Source organism: Buttiauxella massiliensis, from assembly GCF_902500225.1.
GTDB lineage: Bacteria > Pseudomonadota > Gammaproteobacteria > Enterobacterales > Enterobacteriaceae > Buttiauxella > Buttiauxella massiliensis.
The window spans coordinates 63567-88976 of sequence record NZ_LR722652.1 but is presented as its reverse complement, the minus strand read 5'-3'; the positions used below and the strand labels follow the sequence as shown (position 1 = coordinate 88976).

Below are 25410 nucleotides of genomic sequence, written 5' to 3'. Positions count from 1 at the left end.
TGAGGATCATCAATGCCCGCAACACAAACGCAATTCGCCTGGGTCGGTACCTACAACCCAAATGGTGAAGGGATTTACCGTTTTAATGTCGATGCCGAAACCGGTGCACTGACCCGCAAAACGCTGGTCAGTGAACTGCCGAATGCCGCGCAGCTCACCGCCTCGAAAGAGGGTAAAACGCTGTATGTGGCAAGCGAAACTGAAAACGGCGTGATTGCAGCGTTGCGTGTTGGGGATGATGGCAATCTTACTGAACTGAATCAGGTTTCATCGGGCGGTGCTGGGGCGGTCTATCTCACGCTTACGCCGGACGAGCGGCATTTGCTGGTGGCGAATTACGGCAGCGGTTCCGTTGCCGTATTGCCAGTCAAGGGCGATGGCAGCCTGGGCCAGGCCACGGATATTCAACAGGATGCAGGGCCAGCGGGCGCCAAAAAACCAGAAGCCGCCGTGGAAGGCAGTTTTGCGGCCAGCGGCCACAGTGGCCCGCATGCACATATGATCGCCACCGATCCGAGTGGTAAATTCATCTTTACCACCGATCTTGGACTCGATCGGATCTATCAATATCGTTTCGATAAAACCCACGGCGAGCTCACGCCAAACGATCCTCCCTATATTGACGCCTCATCGCAAGGTGCAGGGCCACGCCATTTTGTATTCACGCCAAAGGGTGATGGCTTATGGTTGATCAACGAAGAATCTTCTACGCTTACCCACTACCAACTTGATGTAGCCAAAGGAACACTAACCGAGGGCGAGAGCATTTCCTCGCTACCTAAGGGGTTCAAGGGCACTAGCTTTGCGTCAGGCCTGGTGTTGAGCAAAGACGGGAAACAGCTGTATGTTGCGAACCGTTTGCACAACAGCATCGGCCATTTTAGCGTTGCTGCGAATGGCAGGCTGGAACTTGTGGAGCACGTCTGGACGCGGGGTGATTACCCGCGCACGCTAACGCTCGGCCATAATGAAAAGTATCTGTACGTAATGAATCAGCGCAGCGATAACATCGCGCGTTTTAGCGTGGCGCAGCCGACTGGAAAACTGAATTTTGTTGAGGATTACATTGCGGTTGGCAGCCCGTCACAGATGGTTTTGACAGGTGCTGCACCCGATTAACGAAAGGAAACGGCCGTGAGATTCCCAAACCAACGTCTGGCCCAACTGTTTGAAATGCTGCAAAACGAGACGCTGCTCCAGGATGAACTGGCACGGCGATTATCCGTTTCTACCCGCACTGTACGCGCGGATATTACCGCTTTAAATGCGCTGATGGTCGGGCATGGCGCGCAGTTTGTCCTGAATCGCGGAGCGGGTTATCAGCTCAATATTGCAGACCCAGCGCTGTATGAAGAACTCCAGCAGCAGCCTTCACGTCAGCTGCGTATTCCCCGTAATTCCCCGGAACGCGTGCACTATTTAGTGGTGCGTTTTCTGACGTCAGCCTTCTCTTTAAAACTCGAAGATCTGGCCGAAGAGTGGTTTGTTAGCCGTGCGACATTGCAAAGCGATATGGCTGAGGTTCGTGATTGGCTGGCACGCTACAACTTGACGATTGAAACCCGCCCGCGCCACGGCATGAAGCTGTTTGGCAGTGAAATGTCGGTGCGTGCCTGTCTGACCGATCTGCTTTGGAAACTCACGCAGGAAGATTGCGAAAATCCACTGCTGACTGAAGAAGTGCTCAATGCAGGAGTGCCAGAACAACTGGCGGCAGAACTGCACAATTGTTTTACGCGCTGCCGTATCCGCCTGACTGACGAAGGTGAACAGTTTATCCGTTTATATTGCGCCGTTGCGGTTCGCCGTATCAGTGAGGGTTACCCGCTGCCGGAATTTAGCGCTGACAATGTAGACGAAGCGGTGCGTGAAGCCGCAAAACAAATCACCGTACTGTTACAGGAGCTTGCTGGTAAAGCGCTTTCCGAGGCGGAAGAGCAATGGCTGCAAGTTCATATTGCCTCGCGCCAGGTGCAAGCGGTGGCGGCGAGCGCTATCAGTGCTGACGACGATGAAGCGCTGGTGAATTATATTCTGAGCTTTATCAACAACAACTATAACTACAACCTACTGACCGATAAGCAGCTACATGCTGATTTGCTCACGCATATCAAAACTATGATTACCCGTGTGCGCTATCAGATAAATATTCCTAATCCCCTGCTAGGCAATATTAAACAGCACTACCCGATGGCTTATGACATGACGCTTGCGGCGGTGTCGAGCTGGGGGAAATACACGCCATATGTCATCAGCGAAAACGAAATTGGTTTCCTGGTGCTACATATTGGGGTGGGACTTGAGCGGCACTACAACATTGGTTATCAGCGCCATCCGCGCGTGCTGCTGGTTTGCGATACCGGGAACTCCACGGTACGCATGATTCAGGCGATGCTGTTGCGTAAATACCCTCAAATTGAGGTCACGCGGATCATTTCCCTGCGCGATTATGAACAGCTCGACGACGTGGAAGAGGATTTTGTTATTTCCACGGCGCGCATTAGCGATAAACAAAAGCCTACTGTGGTGGTGGCCCCATTCCCGACAGAGTACCAACTTGAACAGTTGGGCAAGCTGGTGCTGGTGGATCGCACACGCCCATACATGCTGGAAAAATTCTTTGATGCCAGCCATTTCCGGGTGGTTGATGAGCCGATGACTCAGCAGGAGTTGTTCAGCATGCTTTGCCAGCAGCTTGAACGAGAAGGCTATGTAGCGGCCGATTTTTACCCTTCAGTGGTTGAGCGTGAAGCTATCGTCAGCACCGTATTGGGCGAGGGGATTGCACTGCCTCACTCATTGGGGCTGATGGCGAACAAAACCGTGGTGTACACAGTGCTTGCACCACAAGGTATTCGCTGGGGAGATGAGACGGCGCATGTCATCTTCTTGCTTGCTATCAGTAAAAGCGAGTACGAAGAAGCGATGGCGATTTACGATCTGTTTGTCACGTTTCTGCGTGAAAGGGCGATGCCGCGTTTGCGCGATAGTAAGAGTTTTGAGGAGTTTAAAGCGGTGGCAATGGATTGTTTGAGTCGGTTTTAGGGGGGGCTCTCCCGCAGGGGTTGTCTCTTAGTCACAACTCACCCGGGCATTTTGTCAGGGTGAGATCTTTGAGCCTCGTTGATTTTCCGTTCACCCGAGCGTTCAGTTATCTCTTTCATTCCTGCAAACGGTGAACGTGCCAGTGGGATAACGACATCCCCCTGGCGACCCCGTCGCCCGGTGATTAAATTGCCGCTGCGCGGTAAACCCCAGCTTATCCCCAACATCACGGTCGTTCGCGACTCGTTCCCGACGATCGCTCACTGGCGCCGTTCCCGACGGCGCCACCCTGACTTATGGAGAAAACTGGGGCAATTTATACCGGGAACAAGGTCAAAACCGGCTCAGTGTGGTTTTTAGCCTTTGACGTTGACCTTTGGTTCCGGCTTCAATCGCCTCCATTTTGACTCCAGGTGGCAGGGTCCAGCCGTCGGGAACGGCTGGAGGGCGCGATCGTCGGGAACGAATCGCAACCGACCCTGACACGGAGGCAAAATGGAGGTTTACCGCTTGCGGCGATTGATTTGCCGGGAGTCCGGGTTCTTAGGGTGGTGACGGCGGCCACCCTAAGACGTTCACCGGTACAGTGGCTATATGAAACACGGAACATCGGGTGAACGGAACTGTCTCGCGACTCACACAGAGATGACCAAGAGACAGCTTCCGTGGAGGATTACTTCAGCATCGTAAACGCAGTCGTCACATGCTTCACACCGCTGACGCGGCTGGCAATATCTGCCGCAGCTTTGGCTTCTCTGTCAGTGACTAAACCTAACAGGAACACTTCGCCGTTCTCGGTAGTGACTTTCACATTCGTCGATTTTACCTGGTCGCTTGCCAGCAGTTGAGAGCGCACTTTGGTCGTTATCCAGGTATCGTTAGACGCCGTTCCCAGGCCAATTGGCGCCATGTTACGGATTTCGTTATACACCTCTGTGGTGCCATCTACGCCTAACGCAATCTGTTTGGCACGCGATGAGAGTTCGGAATTAGGCGACTGTCCAACCAACAGCACTTTGCCCTGATACGCACTCACGTTGATACGCGTTTCTTTCTTAATTTGCTCGTCTTTGCCAAGCGCGCTATTTACGCGCAATTCCAGCGTACCATCGTCAACCTGAGTACCGACTGAACGCGGATCTGTCGCCGTTTTAGTGGCGACTGCTGCGGTACCCACGACTGCGGCAGCAACACAACCTTGTAGAAGTAGCGCAGTAATAAGGACTGCAAGTGGCTTATATGCCTTCATCTGTACTCCTTAATCGTCCTGGTGAGGGAATAACGTATTATCAATCAGATCGCATAAGCAGTTTACCGTCAGCATATGCATTTCCTGAATGCGCGCGCTGCGGTGAGAAGGGATGCGAATTTCCACATCCTGTGGCCCTAATAGCCCGGCCAATTCCCCGCCATCGTAACCAGTTAGTGCAACAATCGTCATATCGCGCGTTACGGCGGCTTCTACCGCTTTGACGATATCACGACTGTTTCCGCGGGTCGAAATGGCGAGTAAAACATCACCGGTTTGACCGAGCGCACGTACTTGTTTGGCATACACTTCTTCGTGTAAACGATCATTTGCAATCGCGGTTAAGACCACATTATCAGCATTAAGTGCAATGGCAGGTAAACTCGGTCGCTCAGTTTCAAAGCGATTGATCATACTGGCGGCAAAATGTTGGGCGTTGGCCGCAGACGTGCCGTTGCCACAGCAAAGGATTTTATTGCCGTTAAGCAGAGACTGAACCAGTGTCATTGCTGCACGGGAGATAGCATCTGGCAGAGCTTCCGCTGCGGCAATCTGGGTTTGAATACTTTCCGTGAAGCAGACTTTGATTCTTTCGAGCACGTTAGTTTACCTGGTTACTTTAAACATCTGCGGTGAACGCGTTGGTTAACCACTCTATTTCATTGCCGGTGAAGGCTAACACATCGAAACGGCAATCCACAGTATCAAAACTTCCTGATGTGCGGGCTAACCAATACGAAGCAGTGTGTAATAATTTTTGTTGCTTACGGCGAGTGATGCTTGCGGCTGCATCACCGAAGTGGTTTGAGCGGCGGTATCGCACTTCTACGAAGACGATAACGCTGCCTTGTTTCATGATGAGGTCGATTTCGCCACCGCGAGAATGGACGTTTGCGGCGATGAAACGCAGTCCATTGCGTTCAAGAAAGCGGCGCGCTTCTAATTCGTAGCGCGCGCCAGCTTGTTGACGGGTCAGGATGCCGGAACGATTTGACCTTGACTGAATTGCAGCCAATTTAACTTCCTGTTAATGACGCAATCCTGGGTTGCAGAAAGCGTGCCGGTATTGCCATTCACCTGATAGCCAGGGACCTGGCGGATTTGAGAGAAGTGATTTGCCAGTGACCACGCGTCCACGCCCATGGCGTAAAGACGTGCCAGTGAGTAATCGTTATTCACGCTACCCAGTGCTTGCTGCATCAGCGATGGATTGTTGCCGGCAAGCATCGGGATTTCACTGAACTGCAAACCTTCCATTTCCAGACGGAAATCCGGGCCACTTACACCCTGAGAGCTACGCGAACTGGCATATAGTTGCGCTGGGCTGCGGCTGCCGGTACGCATGGCGATCATTGGTTTGATCAATGCGACTTCGTCAGACGTTGCAACGATGTAGGCTGCATCTACGCCACCGGATGTACCACCCGTAATTTGTGCCTCTGTTGGTGGAGCAGGAATTGTCAGCCCACCAATGGTCACAGCTTCCGGTTGAGCGGCTGCGGCATTAACCGGAGTGCCGCTCAGCGCGATACCTGAACCGCTGTTAATCCCTTGTTTTAGCTCAGCCGTTGAACCGAACTTTTGCTGTAGTACCGTGCCACCACCGAGTTTCAACCATTCATCGGCAAAAGCTTTAGTGACGCGGTCGCCAAGGGCGCTACGCGGAACCAACAACAGCGGGGCACGATGGCCTTGCTGCCAGATATGATCGGCTGCATCACGCGCTTCGTCTTCTGGCGACAGGGCGAAATAGCAGATATTTGCACGGTTCTGCACGTTTTCAGGTTGGTTAAGCGCCAGGATATTCAGCGGGGAAGTTGTTGTTGCTAACTGATCGACGTTGTTTTTAAGCAATGGGCCGACAACAATCGTTGCGCCATCTTGCTGGGCCTGAGCGAGTATCTGAGCCAGCGGTTGTGTGGTGGTGTCGTAGACTTTAACTTCCGCAGACGGATTGGCAGGAGCTGCTGCAGCTGCAGCTGGCTGTGTTTGTGGAGCCGCTTGCGGGGCCGGAGCTGCTGGCGTTGCATCAGGCTGTTGAGTTAAATCATCAACCGATGCCGCCGCCGGGCTTGCGACCATATTTGGATCTGCGGGTTTCGGCAATGCGGCCTGAGTGGTGTCAACAGGCTGCCCGTTGGTATCAGCAACCTGCGCCGGAGCCGTAGTTTGTGCGACTGGCGCGGAGCCCATATTTTTCGCCGCTTCAAAACCTTGCTGGATAGTGCGACCAAATACAGCGGCCTGGCCACTTAATGGCAGCAACAGTGCGATTTTTTCAGTAGAGGCAGGTTTGTAATTCTGCATATTACTGAGCTGAGCTGGCAGTGTTTTCGCACCTGGGTTTTGCGGGTAACGCGTTTGCCAGTCTTTAATACCGGCTTTCAGCATTTCGGGATCGTTACGGTTGTCGTTCCAGACGCGTTGCAGATCCAGCCAGCCTTGCAGCGTGTTTTCGTCGGCATTAATGACCAGCGAATTCATCTGCTCCGGGATCATCTGAGACAGTGCCTGCCATGTACCATCGATATTCTTCTGATGCGCAGGGCCAGTCAGCATTGGCTCTTGTGCAATATACGCGCGCAGCAGGCCAAGCGACGGGCGGTTCTGGCTTGCGTCGATAACCGCCTGGTAGTAGCGAGTCTGCTGGTTTTTATTGAGTGTAGAAAGCTCGATTTTGCTCAGGCGCGTGTTGGCGTCAGCAAAATCCTTCTGGGCAACTTTCACCTCGACTGCCAGTAACTTCTGCTCACGCACCTGTTCTTCATTCATCTCTTTTGGCAGTTGATTGTAGAGATCAACAGCTTGCTGAGTTTTGCCTTCTTTTAACAGCGCATGAATGGCGAGTAATTGCCAGGTGGTCTTGCTATCATCGCTACTTTGCTGCATTTGTTGCAGGTAATACGCTGAATCAGCAGTCGCCTCGCCCTGAATATGGGCAGCAGACTGGTCTGGTGCTTTAGTTGTACAGCCGGCGAATATTAGCGCGGCCAACATAACAGGCAGACAACGCCCGGCTTTAGAACGAATAAATTTAGACGGTACCATTCTGTATCCAGTGTAATTTTTATCTCAGTGTTCAATATTAAATCGGCAATACGGATGAAACAATGAAACAACTCGAAACGGCGGCTATTTCTGCCAGCACGCTCTACATCGTTCCGACACCCATCGGTAACCTCGGCGATATCACACAGCGGGCATTAGCCGTGTTGCAAAGCGTTGACCTGATTGCCGCCGAAGATACTCGCCATACCGGTTTGCTGCTGCAACATTTTGCGATTAATGCGCGGATGTTCGCATTGCATGATCATAACGAGCAACAAAAAGCAGAAACCCTGCTGGCAAAGTTGCAAGAAGGGCAAAGCATCGCGCTCGTGTCTGATGCAGGAACGCCATTAATTAACGATCCTGGTTACCATCTGGTGCGTGCGTGCCGCGAAGCAGGTATTCGCGTGGTGCCGCTGCCAGGCCCGTGTGCCGCGATTGCTGCATTAAGTGCAGCGGGTTTGCCTTCTGACCGCTTCTGCTACGAAGGTTTTCTTCCTGCAAAATCCAAAGGCCGTCGTGATGCACTAAAAGCCATTGAGCAAGAACCCCGTACGCTCATCTTCTATGAGTCTACGCATCGCCTGCTCGATAGTTTAGACGATATATGCGCTGTGCTTGGTGAATCACGCTATGTGGTGCTGGCGCGCGAGCTGACGAAAACCTGGGAATCGATTCACGGCGCACCGATTGGTGAGTTGGCTGCCTGGGTTAAAGAAGACGAAAACCGCCGCAAAGGCGAGATGGTGTTGATTGTCGAAGGCTTCAAAGCCCCTGTAGATGACGCGCTGCCAGCCGATGCGCTGCGCACGCTGGCACTCCTGCAAACGGAACTGCCGCTGAAAAAGGCTGCAGCACTGGCGGCTGAAATTCACGGCGTGAAGAAAAATGCGCTGTATAAATATGCCTTAGAAAACAGCGAGAAATAGCGTTTTCCGAGCATGCTCGCACTCTTTCATTACAGGTATCACTATTGTTAGTGTGGTTTAAATAAGCGATGGTAGTTTGCTCATACTTTAGTCTGTTCAGGATGAGCAAATTATGCCGGTGTTGATTCGTGGGGATTCAAACATGATAGTGATGCCTCTTTCTTATAGTGCCTCAGCGATTGCGCGTTCGTTTGAAGTGATTGAAGAAATAACCATCGCTGAAAAGCGTTACCTTATTATCTTCGATAAAAAAACACCTCGCGCTTCTATTGTGAAAGCTGAATTAGAAGATGTGAGTGGCGAGCCCCGGCATGTTGCCGTTGCTATGTTGGAATTGAACAACCAAAAAGCTATTGGCGATAATGTCATTTCAGTAGAGCGGTTCTGGGAAGATTCAAGCGTACTTCAAGTGGAAGGCGTTTGTGTTGATAGGCGCTATCAGGAACTGGGTTTCGCTACGCAATTATATGAAGCTTTGGTTCTAAAATGCGGTGTCATTTTAATGAGTGATAATACGCAGTATGAAGGCGGGAAAGCTTTGTGGCAGAAGATTGCGAAAAATTCGAATGCTCTGTCCGTATTCATTCTTGACTCCGATGCAGGCCTCTTTTTCCCTTTTGACGGGACGAAAGCTATTTATGATGGGATCAGCATCCCAGAAGAAAAAATCTGGAGTGTTCATCCAGATGTTGAGCATTTTGGTATCGTGCGGATTGCTGAAGATAAGCGCAAAATCGAGACGCTAATCTCTGCAAATTAAAAACCCGCATTCGCGGGTTTTTAATCATCGAATTAAAGCTAAACAATCACTACTTCAACCTGGCTTTTCTCCAGCGCTTTTTTGTCTTCTACGCGAATACTTTCATCGGTAATCACACAGTTGATCTGCTCAAGAGGCAGTACCTGGTTAAATCCGCGACGATTGAATTTGGTCGCATCCAGTACGGCGACAACTCGATGAGCCGCTGCAGCCATGACGGCGCTGATAGAATAACCTTCATTAAATGTTGTGATGCCGTTAGTCATATCCATACCGTCCGCACCCACGAACATTACGTCGGCACTGATACCTTGAAACGAATGCTCTGCAAGTGTTCCATGCATGGAGTGTGTTTTATGGCGTACAGTGCCGCCGCATACGACCAGTGTAATATCTTGATTTTCCGAAAGTGCAAACGCAGCTGGAAGACTGTTGGTGATGACGGTGATATTGGATTTTTTCAGTAGAGCTTCGGCAATAAGTAGTGTGGTGCTGCCGCTGTCGAGTATGACCGTCATACCGTCATCAACCATGTTAACGGCGGCATCTGCTATACGCTTTTTGGGATCTTTAGCGAGTTGGTAGCGGTCTTCCAGAATAACTTCTTGGTTTTCAGCATCCATCAGATAACTACCTGGGCGGGCAGCCCCGCCATGGAATCGTGTGACTAACCCTTTTTCTTCCAGCATGCGCAGATCAGCGCGGATCGTAACTTCCGAGATCCCAAAAGAATTCGAAAGATCGAGTACCAGCGCACTGCCTTGAGAATTGACTATGTCGACTATTTTGTTGCGTCTTTCAAAGGAGTTCATCTTGATTTGCCTGATAATTAACTCCACTCAGTGTAAACGAAAGGGATATGAAAGAGGAACGCTGAATTTCGAAATAATGTGTGAGTCATGGCTCGAAAATGATTGGGCGGATTAGCGCGAGCATTCTCCGCCCTAAAATCATGCGAGCTTCAGCATGATTTTGCCATTCATGGGTTTTCCACCTAAAGCCTTCACTGCGGCAGCGTAGCTTTCTGGCTCGCCAACGTGCGCGATGAGTGGTTCAAGCTTAATTTTTTTCTCAGCCAGCAAGCGTGCGGCTGTTCGCCATTCTTCTCCTGGCCACGGCCCGGAATAGTTCATCCAACTGCCGGTAATGCTCATTTCTTTACGCAGGATTTGCCCAAACAATGCTGAAGGCAGATTGAGATCGTTATGCAGCGTTCCCACCAGGGCAAGTTGCGCGCGTGGCCCGGCTATATCAATTGCCAGCTCAACAGTTTGTGGCGCGCCAGCCGTTTCCAGCACCAATTGATCAAAACGCATTTCCCGCATCAGTTCACGAATTTCGGCAGCACTCTTCTCCTTGCTGTTAAATGCTTGAGTTGCGCCAAGTTGTAAAGCGAGATCTAGCTTTTCCTGATTAATATCAATGGCGGTTACCGATCGCGCGCCCAATGCGGCAGCACACTGTAAAGCCAGCAGACCAATAGTTCCTGCCCCAATCACCACCACATTTTTGCCTTCACAGCCGTTAACCAAATGAAAGGCGTGTAGACCCACCGTAATGGGTTCAAGGAAAGCGCCGTCCGCAAGCGTCATACCTTTCGGCAGTGGGAATATATTTGCGCGTTTCATGACGATAAACTCGGCATTTCCACCGTCGCTGCGCGATCCGACAAAAGAGTAGTTTTTACAAAGCGAGAAATAACTGCGTTGGCATTCAGGGCATTTAAAACAGGGCAGCAACGGCACGCAGGCTACCGCATCACCGGGCTGTAAATCTTCTATGCCATTACCACATTGCTCCACGATACCGCTGAATTCATGACCGAGCGTTATTGGGTAAAAATGTGCGCCATTGTGGAACACACGTGGAATGTCAGAGCCGCACAATCCTGACCAATGAATACGTACTAGCACTTCGTCATCTTCATGAAGGTGAGGTATTGGCTGTTCTTCAACGCGTATCTCGCCCTCAGCATGGATAACCACTGATTTCATAATGAACTCCAGAAAGGAAGTGGGGAGCCGCGGCCCCCCGAAGGTTTACAAAGCGGAACTGGCTGGTTTGTTCTCAGAAAGCAGAGCCTTCTCCTGAGCCACAAAATTGCGTGCACGGCGCCAGGTGAGCAGTACGCCAGTGAAGTAAATTGCACCAATCACGCAGAATCCGACTATGTTTTGCCAGGTCAGCAGTTGGATAAGCAGCCAGGTAATTGGCGAGCCGCCCTGATCCATTGAGGCCACCATGCCTCCCGCTTTCAGCGCGCCAGCATTTGCTGCAAGTTGCGTATGAAGACCGATGGTTTGCGTGGCAATCCACAGAGTGATAGCCATGATGATGGAGCCAGAAATCAGCGTGCGGAACAGGTTTCCCTGATGCACTGCGACTGCCATAGCGACAAAGAAACCGATGGTTGCCAGGTCACCAAATGGCAAGACCTGATTTCCTGGAACCAACACTGCAATAAGGATTGTCAGCGGGATAAAGATCAGGCTTGCTGAAACGACAGAGGTATGGCCGAGCAGCAGCGCCGGGTCTAAACCAATCAAAAACTCCTGGCTACCAAATTTGGCTTGCAGGCGTTTCCTGGCGTGCTTCGCGATGGGGGTTAAACCATCCATAATAGGTTTGATCACGCGTGGCATAAGCAGCATAACCGCTGCTGTTTTCACTGCCAGTTGCAATACACCTTTAGCGTCATAACCCGCCAGCACACCAATCACAATCCCCATAATAAAGCCGACTGTAACTGGCTCGCCGAATGGACCGAATCGCTTTTGGATATCGTCCGCGCTGAAATGAATACGGTTCAGGCCTGGGATTTTTTCAATGATGGTATCGACCAGTACCGCAATTGGCCCCAGATAGGCCGAGGAGCCATGTGGAATGGCGATACCATCAAGCTCAAAGTAATCTCGCGTATCCTTGGCAAACCAATCACCGAGCTTGTAAACGAACGCAGCATGAATCACAACACCTAGAATCCCTAGCCAGTAAGATCCTGTCGCAAGATGCACCAGCGCACCGGTGAAAGTCATATGCCAGATATTCCAGATATCAACGTTCACCACACGCGTCATACGGGTGACAAGCATTAACACGTTAACCGCAATGGCAATGGGAATAGCGACCAACGCGATTTGCGATGCCCATGTCATTGGCGATGAACCAGGCCAGCCCACATCGACAACGTGAAGGTTTATTTGAAATTGTTCGGCCATAGCCTTTGCCGCAGGCCCAATAGAATCGAGCATCAGACCAATCACCAACCCGATGCCAACAAAACCGATACCTATATGCAGGCCGGATTTAAAGCAGTCCCCAAGTTTCATTCCCAGCAGTTTCGAGAAGATGATGATCACTACCGGCAGCATAACGGTGGGACCAAGGTCGAGGATGTAACGCATGATTTCGCTAAACATGGCTCTACTCCGCGAGGATGGTGAGAATTTTCTGCTGCAATGCTTCGATACCTACGCCGGAGATAAATGGCATTCCGTGTACCACCGGAATATCGCCAAAAGTTCTGTCGACACGGGCGGTCGTGCAGATGAGATCTGCACCGTCCATATAGGTTTCGATTTCGGTCACTCGGCATTGCACTAAATCGAGTTGAATACTGTGGGCTTCACAGAGTTCTTTAATTTCTTCAGCTGCCATTGTGGAAGTTGCAACAGCCCCGCCACAGGCAACAATTACTTTACGTTTCATAGGGTATCTCCGTCTTATTATGCTTACGAAGCCGCGCTCATTTGCGGTTCGAGTAGAGTGTTTCGGAATAATTCGCCCAGTTGTGATGACGGTGCTGCTAATAGCGAATCCATCACTTCTGGGTTTTGCAGCTCACTAAATAGGCGCTTGAGTAACTTCAATTGCGCTTCGGGGTTTTCGACAATTAGGGCAATAATCAATGTCACTGGAATATCGTCATCATCATCGGCACGCTGAAAACGCACTGGTTCATCAGGACGAATCAGATAAATCGCCGGAGTTTTAGCGTGTATGGCTTCGCAATGCGGGATAGCAACGGCATGGCATTCCAGTGCGATCCCTGTTGGGAAAATGGCTTCTCTTTCGAGCAGAGCCTTCGGGTAGCTTTCGTGCACGACACCTTTTGCCAGCATCTCTACACCGATGTGTTGCAGTGCAGCTTCGCAATCTGCGAAATGAATGCCGGTACGTACAAATATTTGAGTCATAGTGGTTCCTCAGGCAGCAGAAAGTGAGCAGCCATAACGATAAGCGCGCAGCACATCCTGAATTTTGTCCAGGATTAGGTTATTCGGTGTGGCGAGCAACTGTTGTGTCATCACTCGCTCGAATTGCACGGGTAAATACTGGCTCAACAACCCCAGAGGAATGGCGATAGCGCTCAAATTGGTGACAAGGTTTTCAACGCTCTGGCGAATGCGCGGGTGCGGCCAGTAATAACGCATACGATCAGAAAGACTGAAGTGGATATCCACCATCGCCTGGCTAAACGTTGGGTGGTAATACTTCTTCCAATAGTTGGGTTCATTAAGCATGACTTCATCAATGACCTGTAAAACCTGACTGCGTTTTTCCGGCGCCACCAGTTCACTTTCAATCTTGGCCAGCGCAAAAATTGCTTCGCGCAAAGCGAAAGTTAGCGCAGGGCCTACTTTCAGTATCGCAAAGTGATCTTGTACTAATTCCCGATAGGCTTTACGTGACTGGTAATCCGTAGAGTGAGCCTCGTAAACCAGCGGTGTTTTCTTGATCCATGCGGACAACGCTTCAGCTTCCTGGGGTTGATAGTGAATAACCTGGGTATGATCAAATTCCACTCCAGGTTGCACAACTATCGCGATCACGCGTTCCAGCGCTTTTTCTAGCCCTAACGCTGCAAAAGCCAGGCGATGTGTATCGACTGTATTCGCGGCGTCACTTTCACGCGTAACATGCACGCCTTCTATAGCGCTGGACTCACCACCTGGAACAGGTACTTCGGTGCCAATCACGTAAGTCAGATGCTTTTTTTGTTCGTCCGTTGCCGTTTGCTCGGCTGCCTGGCAAAGCAGGGCGGCACGATTTGCGACTATTTGCGGATCGAGCGGTACTGCGTCGTCTGCGCAGGACATCGACGCGTCCAGGTGAATCTTGCTAAATCCTGCGGCGACATAGGCTTTGATCAAGGCGATAGATTTTTCCATCGCTTCTTCGGCAGGTTGATCCTGCCAGCAGTTTGGCCCCAGGTGATCGCCGCCGAGGATGATGCGTTCATGGGGAAAGCCAACTTCATTGGCAATCTGATAGACAAAATCACGAAAATCCGCAGGCTGCATACCGGTATACCCACCAAATTGATTGACCTGATTTGATGTGGCCTCGATAAGCACTTTTCTGTCACTTTCCAGATCGAAGCGCAGAGCAGCTTCAATCACCAGTGGGTGTGCCGAGCACACAGAACAGATACCAATATGCTCACCCGATTTATGACGTGCAATAATCTCTTTCATCTCAACCTCCGTTTTCTTTTGTTTATTTTCGTTATGTTTTGAATTGAGAGCAAAGATCATTATTCACTTTCGTGATCAATGTCTGATAAATATTCCTTAATAAGAATTTGATTATATTATTCAAGTGCTTGTGGTTTTTGGGCGTGTTGAGACGTAAGAAAACGTTCAGTTACCGGAAGCAACTGAACGCTTAAATCGAAAGTGATTGTTAGTTAAACAAACGGGTTAGCCAACTTCGCTTCAAGTCAGCGGCTCGTTCTGGTGCAGGCGTGGCGGGTAGCGTGGCGACTTCTCCTAAGCCGCTGGCAATGGCCTCACCAATGGTATTAAGGGCTTGTTTGGCATCAATTCCCCGCGCAATGAATCGCAGTCTTTGGCCACTCTTAACGCCAAGCGAAACGACACGCATCAAGTTTTTAGCATCAACCGTTCTGGATTGGGCATCAAGACTTTCAACCGTGATATCGCTTTCAAATTGCTTAACAGTTTTAACCAGAACAGCGCTTGGCCTGGCGTGCAGGCCGTGTGGGTTATGAATCAGAAACGTTGCTTGCTCGCCTCCTGGCAAGGTTTCGGGTTCATCTTCGATTAACGCCTGACCATTAAGAATCGCCAGAATATCGGCGGGCGTTTTGGATTGTGCAATGGCCGCAGGAACGCTGTCGTCACTTAATGCGTGGGTAAGTTGGCGCAAAATATCCAAGTGTTCATTAGACCTCGCGGCAATTCCGACCACCACATGCGCAACATTCCCGTCTTCCCAGTCAACTCCGTGACGAAACACAATCACTTTCACACCAGTGTTGAGTACGGCATCGCGAGTTTCTGGCGTGCCATGTGGAATGGCAATGCCATTGCCAAGGTAAGTCGAAATTTGTGATTCCCGCACCAGCATCCCGCTCAGATAGTCGCTGGTGGTATGGCCTGCTTCTACCAAACTTTGAGCGACGTATTTCAACGCCAATGTCTTATCTGCTGGCTCGTTGCTAATGTAAATATCCTGTTCACAGAGCTGCATTTTGGCCTCCTTGTTGCACCTGAATTTCAGCTGGATTGGCAGGATGTTTGCGCATCAACCATAAACGCCAACTGCCAAGCATTATCGCGCCACAGGCTGAACCAGCCAGAATACAAAGCACCCATGCCAGGGGTTTGCTCACTAACGGTAGGATCAGGAATCCACCGTGTGGTGCCGGAACCTGAATATGCAGGCTATAGCTCAGTACTGCGGAAACACTTGAGGCAATCATCATCATCGGGATCACGCGCAGTGGATCTTTTGCCGCAAAAGGAATCGCGCCTTCGGTGATATGCGTGCAGCCGAGAATGTAGTTCACCATCCCTGCGGCGCGCTCTTCTTCACTAAAGCCTTTCGGGAAGAAGGTTGTGGCCAGGGCTATCACCAACGGTGGGGTAATGCAGGCAGCGGAAACTCCTGCCATAAAGAAGTAATTCCCCTGTCCAAGCAGTAAAGTGCCGGTCACATACGCGGCTTTGTTCACTGGGCCGCCAAAGTCAAAGGAGCACATCGCGCCAACTACAATACCCAGCAGGATAGGGTTGGAGTCCTGTAATGAAGCAAGCCAGTTCATCATACCGTTATTAATAGCGGCGATAGGTTGACCGAGCAGTACCATTAATACGCCAATCACCAGCACGCCAATCAGCGGCATAATAAAAATCGACTTCAGCCCTTCATACTGCCGTGGTAAACCAGCGAGAAGATTTTTCACCCATAACATTAAATAACCAGCTGCGAAGCCTGCAATAATGCCGCCTAGAAAACCTGCGCCTGTGGCGTTCGCCAACAGCCCGCCGACAAAACCTGCCACCATGCCAGGTCTGCCAGAAATCGAGTAGGCAATATAAGCAGTGAACACTGGCACCATAATCGAAAAGGCCTGTTGGCCGATTTTCATCAACATGGCTGCAATGGCGTTATATTCAACGGATTTCGGATCGGCTGAATATATACCCCATAAAAATGAGATAGCGATTAATATCCCTCCAGCGACCACAAACGGTAGCATATTCGATACACCACTCATCAGATGTTTATAAGTCTGACGGCCGAAGGATTCTTTTTCCATCGGTTGTGCTGAAGTGCTTTTTTCTCCTTGTCTTACAGTCACCTCACCATTAAGAATTTTATTTATTAAATCTACGGGATGGTGAATAGCTTCTTTAACGGGAACTTCAATTACGGGCAGTCCATTAAATCTATCGGGATTAACGTCTTTATCCGCAGCAATAATGACACCCGCTATGCCGATTAAATCTTCTGGAAGAATTGCATTTTCTACGCCGCTCGCTCCGTTTGTTTCTACTTTAATATCGACTGAGAGTTTCTTTGCTGCATGCTTTAATGCTTCTTCAGCCATAAAAGTATGAGCAATACCGGTAGGGCAGCCGGTAACCGCGATTATTTTTTTCATAAGCAGACCTATATAAGTTTATGTCTACAGTTGTTCGACCTTGATATGAGGTAGCAAAGTCATGATTGCGTTGAGCTTACCTAATCCCGCGGAGCTTGCTACATCGGCTCCCGTTGCACTAGCGAGTGCTAAAGCACTTTCAATATCATTGCGGTTTAGCCAAATACTGAGAAACGCAGCCAGGGCAGCATCACCCGCGCAGGCAGAACTCACCAGCTCAATGGCTGGGGCGGTACAAAACCAACAGCGACTTCCATTAGAGAAATACATTCCCCGTGCGCCAAGCGTCAGCAAAATATTCTGTGCACCCAGTGCGTGCATTTCAGCCAGTGCTGCTTTGGCTTGCTGATGATTGGTGACAGATAAACCGAATATCTCCGCCACTTCTTCATCATTTGGCTTAATCAATAGCGGTTTGAATTCCAGAAGCTGACGTAATACCGGGTGGCTAATATCCAGAATGACATTGATTTTTTTCTTCTGGCACAAAGTCATTATCTCAGCGTAAAAACTACTTTCTATGCCTTGCGGTAAACTTCCACTTATGACCAGGTGCCTGGCATCATTTAACTGTGAAATCGTATTGATAATTTGCTGTTTGCAGTCGTCATTAATATAAGAGCCAGGATTAACTAATTTATATTCATGTGTACCATCATTAATAAAAATATTAATTCTGGTAGGTTCTTCTACCCAGGCAGGTGTGATGCCTATTCTTTTTTTGTGTAGCTCCTCAACGATATAGCGCCCAGTAAAACCACCGAAGATACCGAGCACGTGCGCGGGGTTTTTAAAGTGATTCAATATCAGCGCGACGTTAACCCCTTTTCCATTAGGGCAATACTCCGTGTGGTGAGTCCGGTTCACCACCTCCGGGGCAATGGGGTCGGTAAAAATGTTCATGTCGATAGCTGTGTTGAGAGTCAGTGTATAAATCACAGTACACTCCTTACAGTTGCCCTTCACAGCCACAGACGGTGATGACTTTACGTACCACCTCTTTCATCGCCTGTTTCGCAGGCTGCATGTAATGGCGAGGGTCGTTCGCTTTCGGGTTTTGCGTAAAATACTGTTTGAGTGCATCGGAGAAAGCGATTTTCAGTTCGGTAGCCACATTCACTTTGCATACGCCAAGACTGATGGCTCGGCGGATGTCACTTTCTGACAGGCCTGATGCGCCGTGTAAAACTAGCGGAATATCCACCTGAGCACGGATCTCAGCCAGGCGGTCGAAGTCGAGTTTAGGCTCTGCGGCATACAGCCCGTGTGCAGTGCCAATTGCCACTGCCAGCGAGTCAATTCCCGTGCGGGTAACAAACTCGCGGGCTTGTTGAGGGTTGGTATAAAGCGCGTCTTTACTGTCTACGACCAGATCGTCTTCAACACCGCCCAGACGCCCTAATTCCGCTTCCACACTCACATCATAACGATGGCAGAAATCGACAACTTCCTTTACCAGCGCCACGTTTTCTTCAAAAGGAAAATGAGAGCCATCGATCATTACCGAACGAATACCCGCATGAACTTTCGTTTCGATATCCGAGAGGGATTCATGGTGATCGAGATGAATCGCCAGAGGAAGATTGTATTCACGAGCCAGATCTCCAGCGATCGCCACTATGTTTCCAATCCCGGCATAACTAAAGGTTCCAGGCGTGCCCGCAACAATCAACGGTGATCGCATTTCTGCAGCTGTTTCCACGACGACCTGAAGGGTTTCAAGGTTATGAATGTTAAAAGCTGGGACGGCATATCCGAACTGTTGTGCTTTGATGAGCATATTCTTACTGGAAATGATGAACATAACTTTCTCCGATAACTTTCAATATTAAAGTTTAATTTCAATTTAACCTTCGTTTTGAAAGTAATGTAGCGATCATCCTCGCTGTTCGTTGTGATCCCTCCCGCAAAAATGCGATCATTTTTATAAAATGAAAGTTATTAGATGTATTTTAATTTTGTTTTGTAAGTTGTGGTGAGATTGGTATTTTTCTTTAACTTATTGAAAATATTGTATTGTTTTTGTTTTTCAATCATGGAGTTCAGTTGTGCATTTGACTTCACCCAGTGGAAATTTAAAAATGAAAGTTATTAGTCGGGGAATGCACCCTGAACACCAGCCCAAAAGGTCATGTTGTGGCAAAACCCTCTACCAGTCTGTTGAAAAGGCGCCTGGATATCGCAGATATCGTCCGTAAAACCGGCGAGATAAAAGTGGACGATCTTGCGGAGATGCTTGCGGTATCGGGTGTCACGATTCGTAACGATCTCAATTATCTGGAGCAGCAGGGCTATCTAAAACGCTCCTTTGGTGGAGCCATTTATACTGCTCAACCAACGAATGTCACTGCTGGGCGTGAAACATCGCATGCGCAGCCATTAGATAATGCAATCGTGCTCGAACTTGCCCGTCAGGTTGCCCGCCAAGTTCGTGACGGCGAAACTATTTATTTGGGTCCTGGTGACGTGTTGCGTAAATCAATTCCCTTCATGGCTGAGTATAGGGAGCTGTGTCTGGTTGTTAATGATTTGGCCCATGTTGCACCCGCGCGTGATTACATTGATGGTGAAATGGTTTTACTCGGCGGAGTTCTGGAAGCTGGTGGCCAAACGCTGGGTGGCGAACTGGCTATCCAGTCTCTCAGGCAGTATCAACCTTCGCGCTGCATGGTTGTTGTTGAGAGCATTAGTGACGATGGCACGCTAAATGTTGCCAGTGAGGCTACTGCGGCTTTGCTCCGTGAGTCGATTAATACGAGCTCGCAGTGTGTCGTGGTTATCGCTAAACGCCCGGTGCACGGTGAAGCGCGCCATGCGGTTGGGGCGATTGAAAATGTCAGTGCGGTGATAACGCCGCAGATGGTGGCGGCAGAATATCATTCGCGATTTCTTGCCTCTGGATTATCAAATAGTTACACCAACAACGAATGCCTGACCTGGATTAATCCTGACCTGCATCCAGCACGGTGAAGGAAACCGTATGAACGTGACCATCGCGACACTTGGTGAATTACTTGTCGAATTTCTGGCGAAAAAAGAAAATCAGGGTTTTAGCGCTCCTGGGGAATTTTGGGGGCCATATCCTAGCGGAGCTCCAGCCATTTTTGCCGACCAGGTGGCGAAGTTGGGCTTCAATTCACTCCTGTTTAGTTGCGTCGGAAGTGATGCATTTGGCGAGATGAATATTGCTCGTCTGACGCGTGATGGCGTAAATGTACAGGGTATTTCTGTGTTGCAAAAAGCGACAACCGGAAGCGCATTTGTCAGTTACCGTAACCAGACGCATCGCGATTTTATCTTTAATCTACCTAACAGCGCCTGCGGCCTGCTCAGTGCTGACCATCTTGATGAACGCCTTCTCAAGCAGTGTAATCATTTTCATATCATGGGTTCGTCGCTGTTTTCGTTTCGCTTAATTGATGCGGTACGTAAGGCAATCGGCATTGTGAAAGCCAATGGCGGCACAGTATCGTTCGATCCCAATATTCGCAAAGAGATGCTGAATATTCCTGAGATGTCTCAGGCATTTGAATACATCCTGGATTACACAGATTTCTTCCTGCCAAGCGATGGCGAACTGGACTATTTCGGGTTGAGCAAATCCCGTGATGAAAGCAAAATCGTCGCCAGTCTATTTAAGCGTGGCATCAAACATGTGGTGATAAAACGCGGGCCACGGGGTGCGAGCTATTACAGTAGCAGCGAGCAATATCACGTGCCGGGCTATCCTGTTGAAGTGGTTGACCCAACAGGCGCAGGGGATTGCTTTGGTGCAACGTTCGTCAGCCTGTTTCTGGCGGGTTTTAGCGTGCCGGACGGACTAGCTTATGCTAACGCCAGCGGCTCATTGGCGATTTCACAGCGTGGCCCGATGGAAGGGACTTCAACGCTTGCTGAAATTGAAGCATTTATGAAGCGCCCGGAGATTGTTTGATGGCCGGTTATTATTTCTTCCGCAATTAGTGGCGGAAGAAATAACAGCGGGTTACCCCGCAGCTAACTTATATCCCCGTACGCGACTCACGCTCAGCGCAATAGCTAACACCGTTGCGATAACTGCCATCCACAAGCTGAAATGCACTGCGCTGTTCTGCGCATAAATCGACATCATCACACCGACAAACGCGGCGCCCAGGCACTGCCCGAAGGTGCGCATGATTGCCAGAACACCAGATGCATATCCGCTGTTTTCCCGCGAGGCATTAGACAACATTTCTTTGTTATTTGGACTTTGAAAACAGCCAAAACCTATCCCGCAAATCAAACTGCGCAAACAGATATCCCACGCTTGAGCGTGTTCCGGAAGCATAGCCAGCAATGTCAGGCCAATGGCGAAGATACACAGCCCTGCTGTTGAGATTATTGTGGCTGAATATCGGTCTGCAAGGCGTCCGGCATGAGGTGCTGCCAGAATAATTCCGATGGGCCACGGTGTGAAAAGCAGTGCTGAAACTAGTGCGCTGTAACCGTAAACGCTCTGAAACAGGAAAGGCAGGGCAATGAACGTGATGCCCTGGCTGACAAAGGAGGCCAGCGAAGTGAGTGCTGCCAGCGAAAACCGTGAAGAGGCAAAGATATGGAGCGGAAGCAACGGCTTAGTCACGCGGCGCTGAACCCAGATAAATGCAAGGCCGGTGAGAATCGCGATGCTCGCGAAAATCACAGCAGTGGTCAGGTCTCCGTTGCCGGGATGGGTAAATGCATCTGCGGCCATAATCAATGCGCCTAACGCAACTGCCGAAAGTAAGGCTCCGGCATAATCGAATTGTTCGCGTTTTAACGCCGGGTTATTGGGAATAACACGCAGCGTGAGTAATAAAGCGATAATGCCCAGCGGAATATTAATCGCGAACAACCATTGCCAGCTCAACGTGGAAAGAATCGTGCCTCCGAGAATCGGCGCGATGGCAGTGCTAGTGCCAATCAGCAGAGCATTGAGGCCAAGTATTCGCCCCAACAGGCGGTTAGGGAAAACCGAGCGCAGGATTGCCGGACCAATACTTAATGTTGCCGCACCACCAATACCCTGCAAAACCCGCATGATAACTAACATATCCAGTGAGGATGAGAGTGCACATCCCACAGAGGCCAACGTGAAAAGGCCAAGACCGAAGGCGAAAATAGAGCGAAATCCGATGCGGCTGGACAGGGCGGCAAATATCGCCAGTGTCATCGCCGCTGATAATAAATATCCGTTGGAAACCCAGACGGTGGCACCCAATGAAGCATCGAGTGAGCGGGCGATTTGCGGCAAGGCAATGTTGATCATCGAGCCGTCAAACACGGCCATGGTCGTCATGGTCATGACGGCGGCCATCGCTAAGCCGCGCTCACGGCCAGGCAAACCTTCATCGCCTGGTTGGTCGGAAAATAGTGCCATTTTTTAATTCTCTCGCTTGGGTGTGCCAGAAATATAGCTGTACTGGAGATAAGGCGGAAGGCGCAGCATTTGCATTAATAACCTGCACCAAGCGCCTTCTCTCATTTCAACGCGCGCGCTACTATTGAGTTTATGACTGAACCCGATCTGAACTTACTTATTGCTCTTGATGTGCTTCTTGCTGAAGGAAGTGTGGCAGGGGCTGCGCGTCGCCTGGGGTTAAGCCCCTCGGCAATGAGCCGAACACTAGGCCGCCTGCGCGACACCACTGGCGACCCGCTGCTGGTGCGGGCTGGACGTAATATGGTGCTGACTCCTTATGCTGAAGAGATTCGTGAGCGCACGCAAAATGCCGTCTTTGAAGCCCGGGCGATACTGCGCCCTTCATCGGATGCTTTTAATCTTGCAACACTTGAGCGCAGTTTTATCCTGCGTACTAACGCCGGATTTATTGAGATATTTGGTGCTGCGTTGATTGCTGCGGTAGCCGCCGTTGCGCCGTTGGTCCAACTGCGCTTTATGCCCAAACCAGAGAAAACAGCAAAGTATCTGCGTGAAGGTTTAATTGATCTTGAGATCGGTGTACTTGGGGAGATGGGACCAGAAATACGATTAACAGCGCTTTATCGGGATAAGTTTGTCGGCGTGGTACGAAAAGGCCATTTGCTTGAGCAAGAGGATGATATTACCGCCGCGAAGTATGCCGATTTGGGGCATGTGGTAGTTTCCCGTCATGAACGAGGAACTGGCCCGGTTGATGTACTGCTGGCAGAGCTGAATTTACAACGCAAAATTGCGGCAATGGTGCCGGGGTTTCCCGCGGCGATTGCGGTGGCTCAGGCATCGGATTTAGTGGCGTTGGTGCCAGCTACATTCCTGCTGAACCAGCCGGGGTTGAATGGCAATTCAGGTGAAGCGAGACTTTATGTTTTTGAGCTGCCGGTGAAAACCAATGAGATTACGGTGTCTTTAATGTGGCATCCGCGCTCGGAAGCAGACCCGGCGCATCGCTGGCTGCGGCAGTTGGTGTTGAAGGTTTGTCGCGAGAAAGTGCCGGGGTAAGGCAATCATTGCCGTAATAAGAATACCCAAAATAATTCGAGTTGCAGAAAGGCGGCCAACCCGTAAGACCCCGGGAGCATAGTAAACTATGTGACCGGGGCGCACGGGTGCAGCCAATGCATCTGCAGCTTGAAGTATGATGGGTATCAGGTCACTGGCGCCGGGTTGAAAACGGCGAGCGCATTATGCAATCCCCACTGATCCGAGAACGTTTTCTTACGGCCACTCGCCACATCAAGAATAAATTTAAACAGCTCCCAACCCACATCCTCAATGGTCGCTTCACCGGTGGCGATAGTGCCGGCGTTGATATCCATTAAGTCATACCAGCGGTTTGCCAGTGCGGTACGCGTAGCCATTTTAATTACCGGAACCGCCAGCAAACCGTATGGTGTGCCGCGACCGGTCGTAAACACTTGCACCGTAATGCCTGAAGCCACCTGCTGCGTGCCGCAAACGAAGTCACTGGCTGGCGTAGCGGCGAAGATCAGGCCGCGTTTGGTTGGACGCTGCCCTGGGGAAAGCACTTCAACAATCGCGCTTTTGCCTGATTTAGCAATTGAACCAAGCGCTTTTTCCACCACGTTTGCCAGGCCACCTTTTTTGTTGCCCGGGGACGGGTTAGCGCTACGGTCGGTTTTACCCATATCAAGATAGTTGTCGTACCATTCCATCTCTTCGAGCAGGCGTTTACCCACTTCTTCGTTGATGGCACGTGGAGTGAGCAGGTGAATGGCATCGCGCACTTCGGTCACTTCAGAGAACATGACGGTTGCACCACAGCGCACCAGCAGGTCAGAGGCATAACCTACCGCTGGGTTGGCGGTTACGCCTGAGAACGCATCGCTGCCGCCACACTGCATACCCACAACTAAGTCAGATGCCGGGCAGGTTTCGCGTTGGCGTTGGTTCAGTTTGACCAGATGGCGTTCAGCTACATTAAGAATGTCATCGACCATCGATTTAAAGCCGACGTGGTGTTCATCTTGCAGACGCACGATGCTGGCATCGCCAACATTAATCGACTGCACGTCATCGGTGCCTTCCAGCAGACGCTCTGGCTGCAATTTTTCGCAACCCAAGCCAATGACCATGATCTCGCCGCCAAAGTTCGGGTTCAGGGAAATATTATGGATGGTACGGATAGGGATGACCGCCGCGGGGGCGTTGATCGCCACACCACAACCGTAGAGGTGATTGAGGCCCACAACACCATCTACGTTCGGGTAGCGTGGCAGCAAATCGCGTTCAATAATTTTGATGACATAATCCACGACACCTGCCACGCAATGTACGCTGGTGGTGATGCCTAGTAGGTTTTTGGTGCCGACGCTGCCGTCAGCATTGCGATAACCTTCAAAGGTATAACCTTCCAGCGGTGGCAGTGGCTCAGGCACTTTCGTGGCTAATGGCAAAGTGTGGAGCGGCGGGGCTTTTGGCAATTCAACTAATGATTCGTCAATCCAGCTGCCGCGTGGAATATCACGCACCGCATAGCCAATCACTTCGCCATAACGAACAATTTCGCCATGCGCCGGAATATCAACCAGTGCAGCTTTATGCCCTTGTGGGATATGTTCGATAAGCTCTAATCCATCCGGAAAACGGGTGCCAGCTTTCAGCCCATTATCATTAACAATAATAGCGACATTATCTGTCTCATGAACTTTTATATAAAAAGAACCAGGGGGTTGTTGTTTAATTTCAATATTCGACATTGCCGCTATTCTCCAGAATTTTTTTCTAATCGTGACTTCTCACAAGCTAAATAAAGAATGTCAGGCCGTGAGAAATAAAAATGTGAGCGAGATCACTTTATATTGCGAGGCATTGCCCACCAGGCAGGGTTATCTATGAAATTGTGCAATACACCCCACAAACATGTGCATAAGTTTAATTATTTGGCTTTTAAAGTGTTATCTATTGGGCGTATGCCTAATGTCCATTTGTTCTGTGCTGGCTATACTGTGTTGCGAATGACAAACACCAGGTTAATTTCAGAGAGCAGTATTATCCCGAAAATAT

The 25410-nt window shown here is 50.1% G+C and carries 23 protein-coding genes; 7 read left to right on the top strand and 16 right to left on the bottom strand.

Annotation, left to right across the window (positions count from 1 at the left end; all coding sequences use genetic code 11):
* Positions 1-12: 12 nt before the first annotated feature.
* Positions 13-1119, top strand: coding sequence for a lactonase family protein (locus GC128_RS08995; protein WP_151994012.1), 1107 nt, complete (start codon positions 13-15; stop codon positions 1117-1119).
* A 15-nt stretch (positions 1120-1134) separates the two neighbouring features.
* Positions 1135-3045, top strand: coding sequence for a BglG family transcription antiterminator (locus GC128_RS08990; protein WP_151994011.1), 1911 nt, complete (start codon positions 1135-1137; stop codon positions 3043-3045).
* A 673-nt stretch (positions 3046-3718) separates the two neighbouring features.
* Here GC128_RS08990 and dolP read toward each other — a convergent pair.
* From dolP to GC128_RS08970, 4 genes are read right to left on the bottom strand one after another with little or no spacing between them, the layout of a single operon-like run.
* Complete coding sequence (dolP, locus tag GC128_RS08985; RefSeq protein WP_151994010.1) at positions 3719-4294, bottom strand: division/outer membrane stress-associated lipid-binding lipoprotein; 576 nt, start codon at positions 4292-4294, stop codon at positions 3719-3721.
* Positions 4295-4303: 9 nt separating this feature from the next.
* Complete coding sequence (gene diaA / locus GC128_RS08980; RefSeq protein ID WP_034461282.1) at positions 4304-4894, bottom strand: DnaA initiator-associating protein DiaA; 591 nt, start codon at positions 4892-4894, stop codon at positions 4304-4306.
* Between the two features lie 19 nt (positions 4895-4913).
* Positions 4914-5309: a YraN family protein gene (locus GC128_RS08975; protein ID WP_151994009.1), complete on the bottom strand. Its 396-nt coding sequence runs from the start codon at positions 5307-5309 to the stop codon at positions 4914-4916.
* Positions 5267-7342, bottom strand: a complete 2076-nt coding sequence (locus tag GC128_RS08970; protein WP_151994008.1) for a penicillin-binding protein activator — start codon at positions 7340-7342, stop codon at positions 5267-5269. Before GC128_RS08970 ends, GC128_RS08975 begins: the two co-directional genes overlap by 43 nt.
* A gap of 62 nt (positions 7343-7404) precedes the next feature.
* Between GC128_RS08970 and rsmI the strand changes: the two genes are divergently transcribed.
* Entirely contained in the window at positions 7405-8271 is an 867-nt protein-coding gene (rsmI, locus tag GC128_RS08965) for a 16S rRNA (cytidine(1402)-2'-O)-methyltransferase (RefSeq protein WP_064515879.1), read from the top strand.
* Between the two features lie 112 nt (positions 8272-8383).
* Positions 8384-9031 (top strand): hypothetical protein, encoded by a 648-nt coding sequence (locus GC128_RS08960; protein ID WP_193216237.1) that lies wholly within the window; start codon positions 8384-8386, stop codon positions 9029-9031.
* Between the two features lie 38 nt (positions 9032-9069).
* Here GC128_RS08960 and GC128_RS08955 read toward each other — a convergent pair whose 3' ends face one another.
* From GC128_RS08955 to GC128_RS08910, 10 genes are all read right to left on the bottom strand, one after another.
* Positions 9070-9843: a DeoR/GlpR family DNA-binding transcription regulator gene (locus GC128_RS08955; RefSeq protein WP_151994007.1), complete on the bottom strand. Its 774-nt coding sequence runs from the start codon at positions 9841-9843 to the stop codon at positions 9070-9072.
* A gap of 138 nt (positions 9844-9981) precedes the next feature.
* Positions 9982-11025 (bottom strand): galactitol-1-phosphate 5-dehydrogenase, encoded by a 1044-nt coding sequence (gene gatD / locus GC128_RS08950; RefSeq protein WP_151994006.1) that lies wholly within the window; start codon positions 11023-11025, stop codon positions 9982-9984.
* Between the two features lie 45 nt (positions 11026-11070).
* A complete protein-coding gene (locus tag GC128_RS08945; protein WP_151994005.1) occupies positions 11071-12450 on the bottom strand; it encodes a galactitol-specific PTS transporter subunit IIC in 1380 nt (459 codons plus the stop codon).
* Positions 12451-12454: 4 nt separating this feature from the next.
* Complete coding sequence (gene gatB, locus GC128_RS08940) at positions 12455-12739, bottom strand: PTS galactitol transporter subunit IIB (RefSeq protein ID WP_151994004.1); 285 nt, start codon at positions 12737-12739, stop codon at positions 12455-12457.
* Between the two features lie 23 nt (positions 12740-12762).
* Positions 12763-13227: a PTS galactitol transporter subunit IIA gene (gatA, locus tag GC128_RS08935; protein ID WP_151994003.1), complete on the bottom strand. Its 465-nt coding sequence runs from the start codon at positions 13225-13227 to the stop codon at positions 12763-12765.
* A gap of 9 nt (positions 13228-13236) precedes the next feature.
* On the bottom strand, positions 13237-14508 hold the full coding sequence (gene gatZ / locus GC128_RS08930) for a tagatose-bisphosphate aldolase subunit GatZ (RefSeq protein ID WP_151994002.1): 1272 nt from the start codon (positions 14506-14508) through the stop codon (positions 13237-13239).
* 208 nt (positions 14509-14716) lie between these two features.
* The gene (locus GC128_RS08925) at positions 14717-15526 is read right to left on the bottom strand and encodes an HPr family phosphocarrier protein (RefSeq protein WP_151994001.1); all 810 of its coding nucleotides are present in this window, start codon (positions 15524-15526) and stop codon (positions 14717-14719) included.
* On the bottom strand, positions 15513-16943 hold the full coding sequence (locus GC128_RS08920) for a PTS fructose transporter subunit IIC (protein WP_151994000.1): 1431 nt from the start codon (positions 16941-16943) through the stop codon (positions 15513-15515). The genes GC128_RS08925 and GC128_RS08920 overlap by 14 nt, the downstream gene beginning before the upstream one ends.
* A gap of 24 nt (positions 16944-16967) precedes the next feature.
* Positions 16968-17882, bottom strand: a complete 915-nt coding sequence (gene pfkB / locus GC128_RS08915) for a 1-phosphofructokinase (RefSeq protein ID WP_151994251.1) — start codon at positions 17880-17882, stop codon at positions 16968-16970.
* 10 nt (positions 17883-17892) lie between these two features.
* Positions 17893-18747: a tagatose bisphosphate family class II aldolase gene (locus GC128_RS08910; RefSeq protein WP_151993999.1), complete on the bottom strand. Its 855-nt coding sequence runs from the start codon at positions 18745-18747 to the stop codon at positions 17893-17895.
* 332 nt (positions 18748-19079) lie between these two features.
* Here GC128_RS08910 and GC128_RS08905 point away from each other — a divergent pair, with 332 nt between their 5' ends.
* Both GC128_RS08905 and GC128_RS08900 read left to right on the top strand, forming a co-directional pair.
* Positions 19080-19913, top strand: a complete 834-nt coding sequence (locus tag GC128_RS08905) for a DeoR/GlpR family DNA-binding transcription regulator (protein WP_151993998.1) — start codon at positions 19080-19082, stop codon at positions 19911-19913.
* Between the two features lie 10 nt (positions 19914-19923).
* Positions 19924-20877: a sugar kinase gene (locus tag GC128_RS08900; protein WP_151993997.1), complete on the top strand. Its 954-nt coding sequence runs from the start codon at positions 19924-19926 to the stop codon at positions 20875-20877.
* Between the two features lie 51 nt (positions 20878-20928).
* Here GC128_RS08900 and GC128_RS08895 read toward each other — a convergent pair whose 3' ends face one another.
* Positions 20929-22323 carry an MFS transporter gene (locus tag GC128_RS08895; RefSeq protein ID WP_151993996.1) on the bottom strand — a complete coding sequence of 465 codons (1395 nt, stop codon included), beginning with the start codon at positions 22321-22323 and terminating at the stop codon, positions 20929-20931.
* 132 nt (positions 22324-22455) lie between these two features.
* Between GC128_RS08895 and GC128_RS08890 the strand changes: the two genes are divergently transcribed.
* On the top strand, positions 22456-23385 hold the full coding sequence (locus GC128_RS08890; protein WP_151993995.1) for a LysR family transcriptional regulator: 930 nt from the start codon (positions 22456-22458) through the stop codon (positions 23383-23385).
* Between the two features lie 146 nt (positions 23386-23531).
* Here GC128_RS08890 and garD read toward each other — a convergent pair whose 3' ends face one another.
* Positions 23532-25103, bottom strand: a complete 1572-nt coding sequence (garD, locus tag GC128_RS08885; protein WP_151993994.1) for a galactarate dehydratase — start codon at positions 25101-25103, stop codon at positions 23532-23534.
* Positions 25104-25410 lie beyond the last annotated feature (307 nt).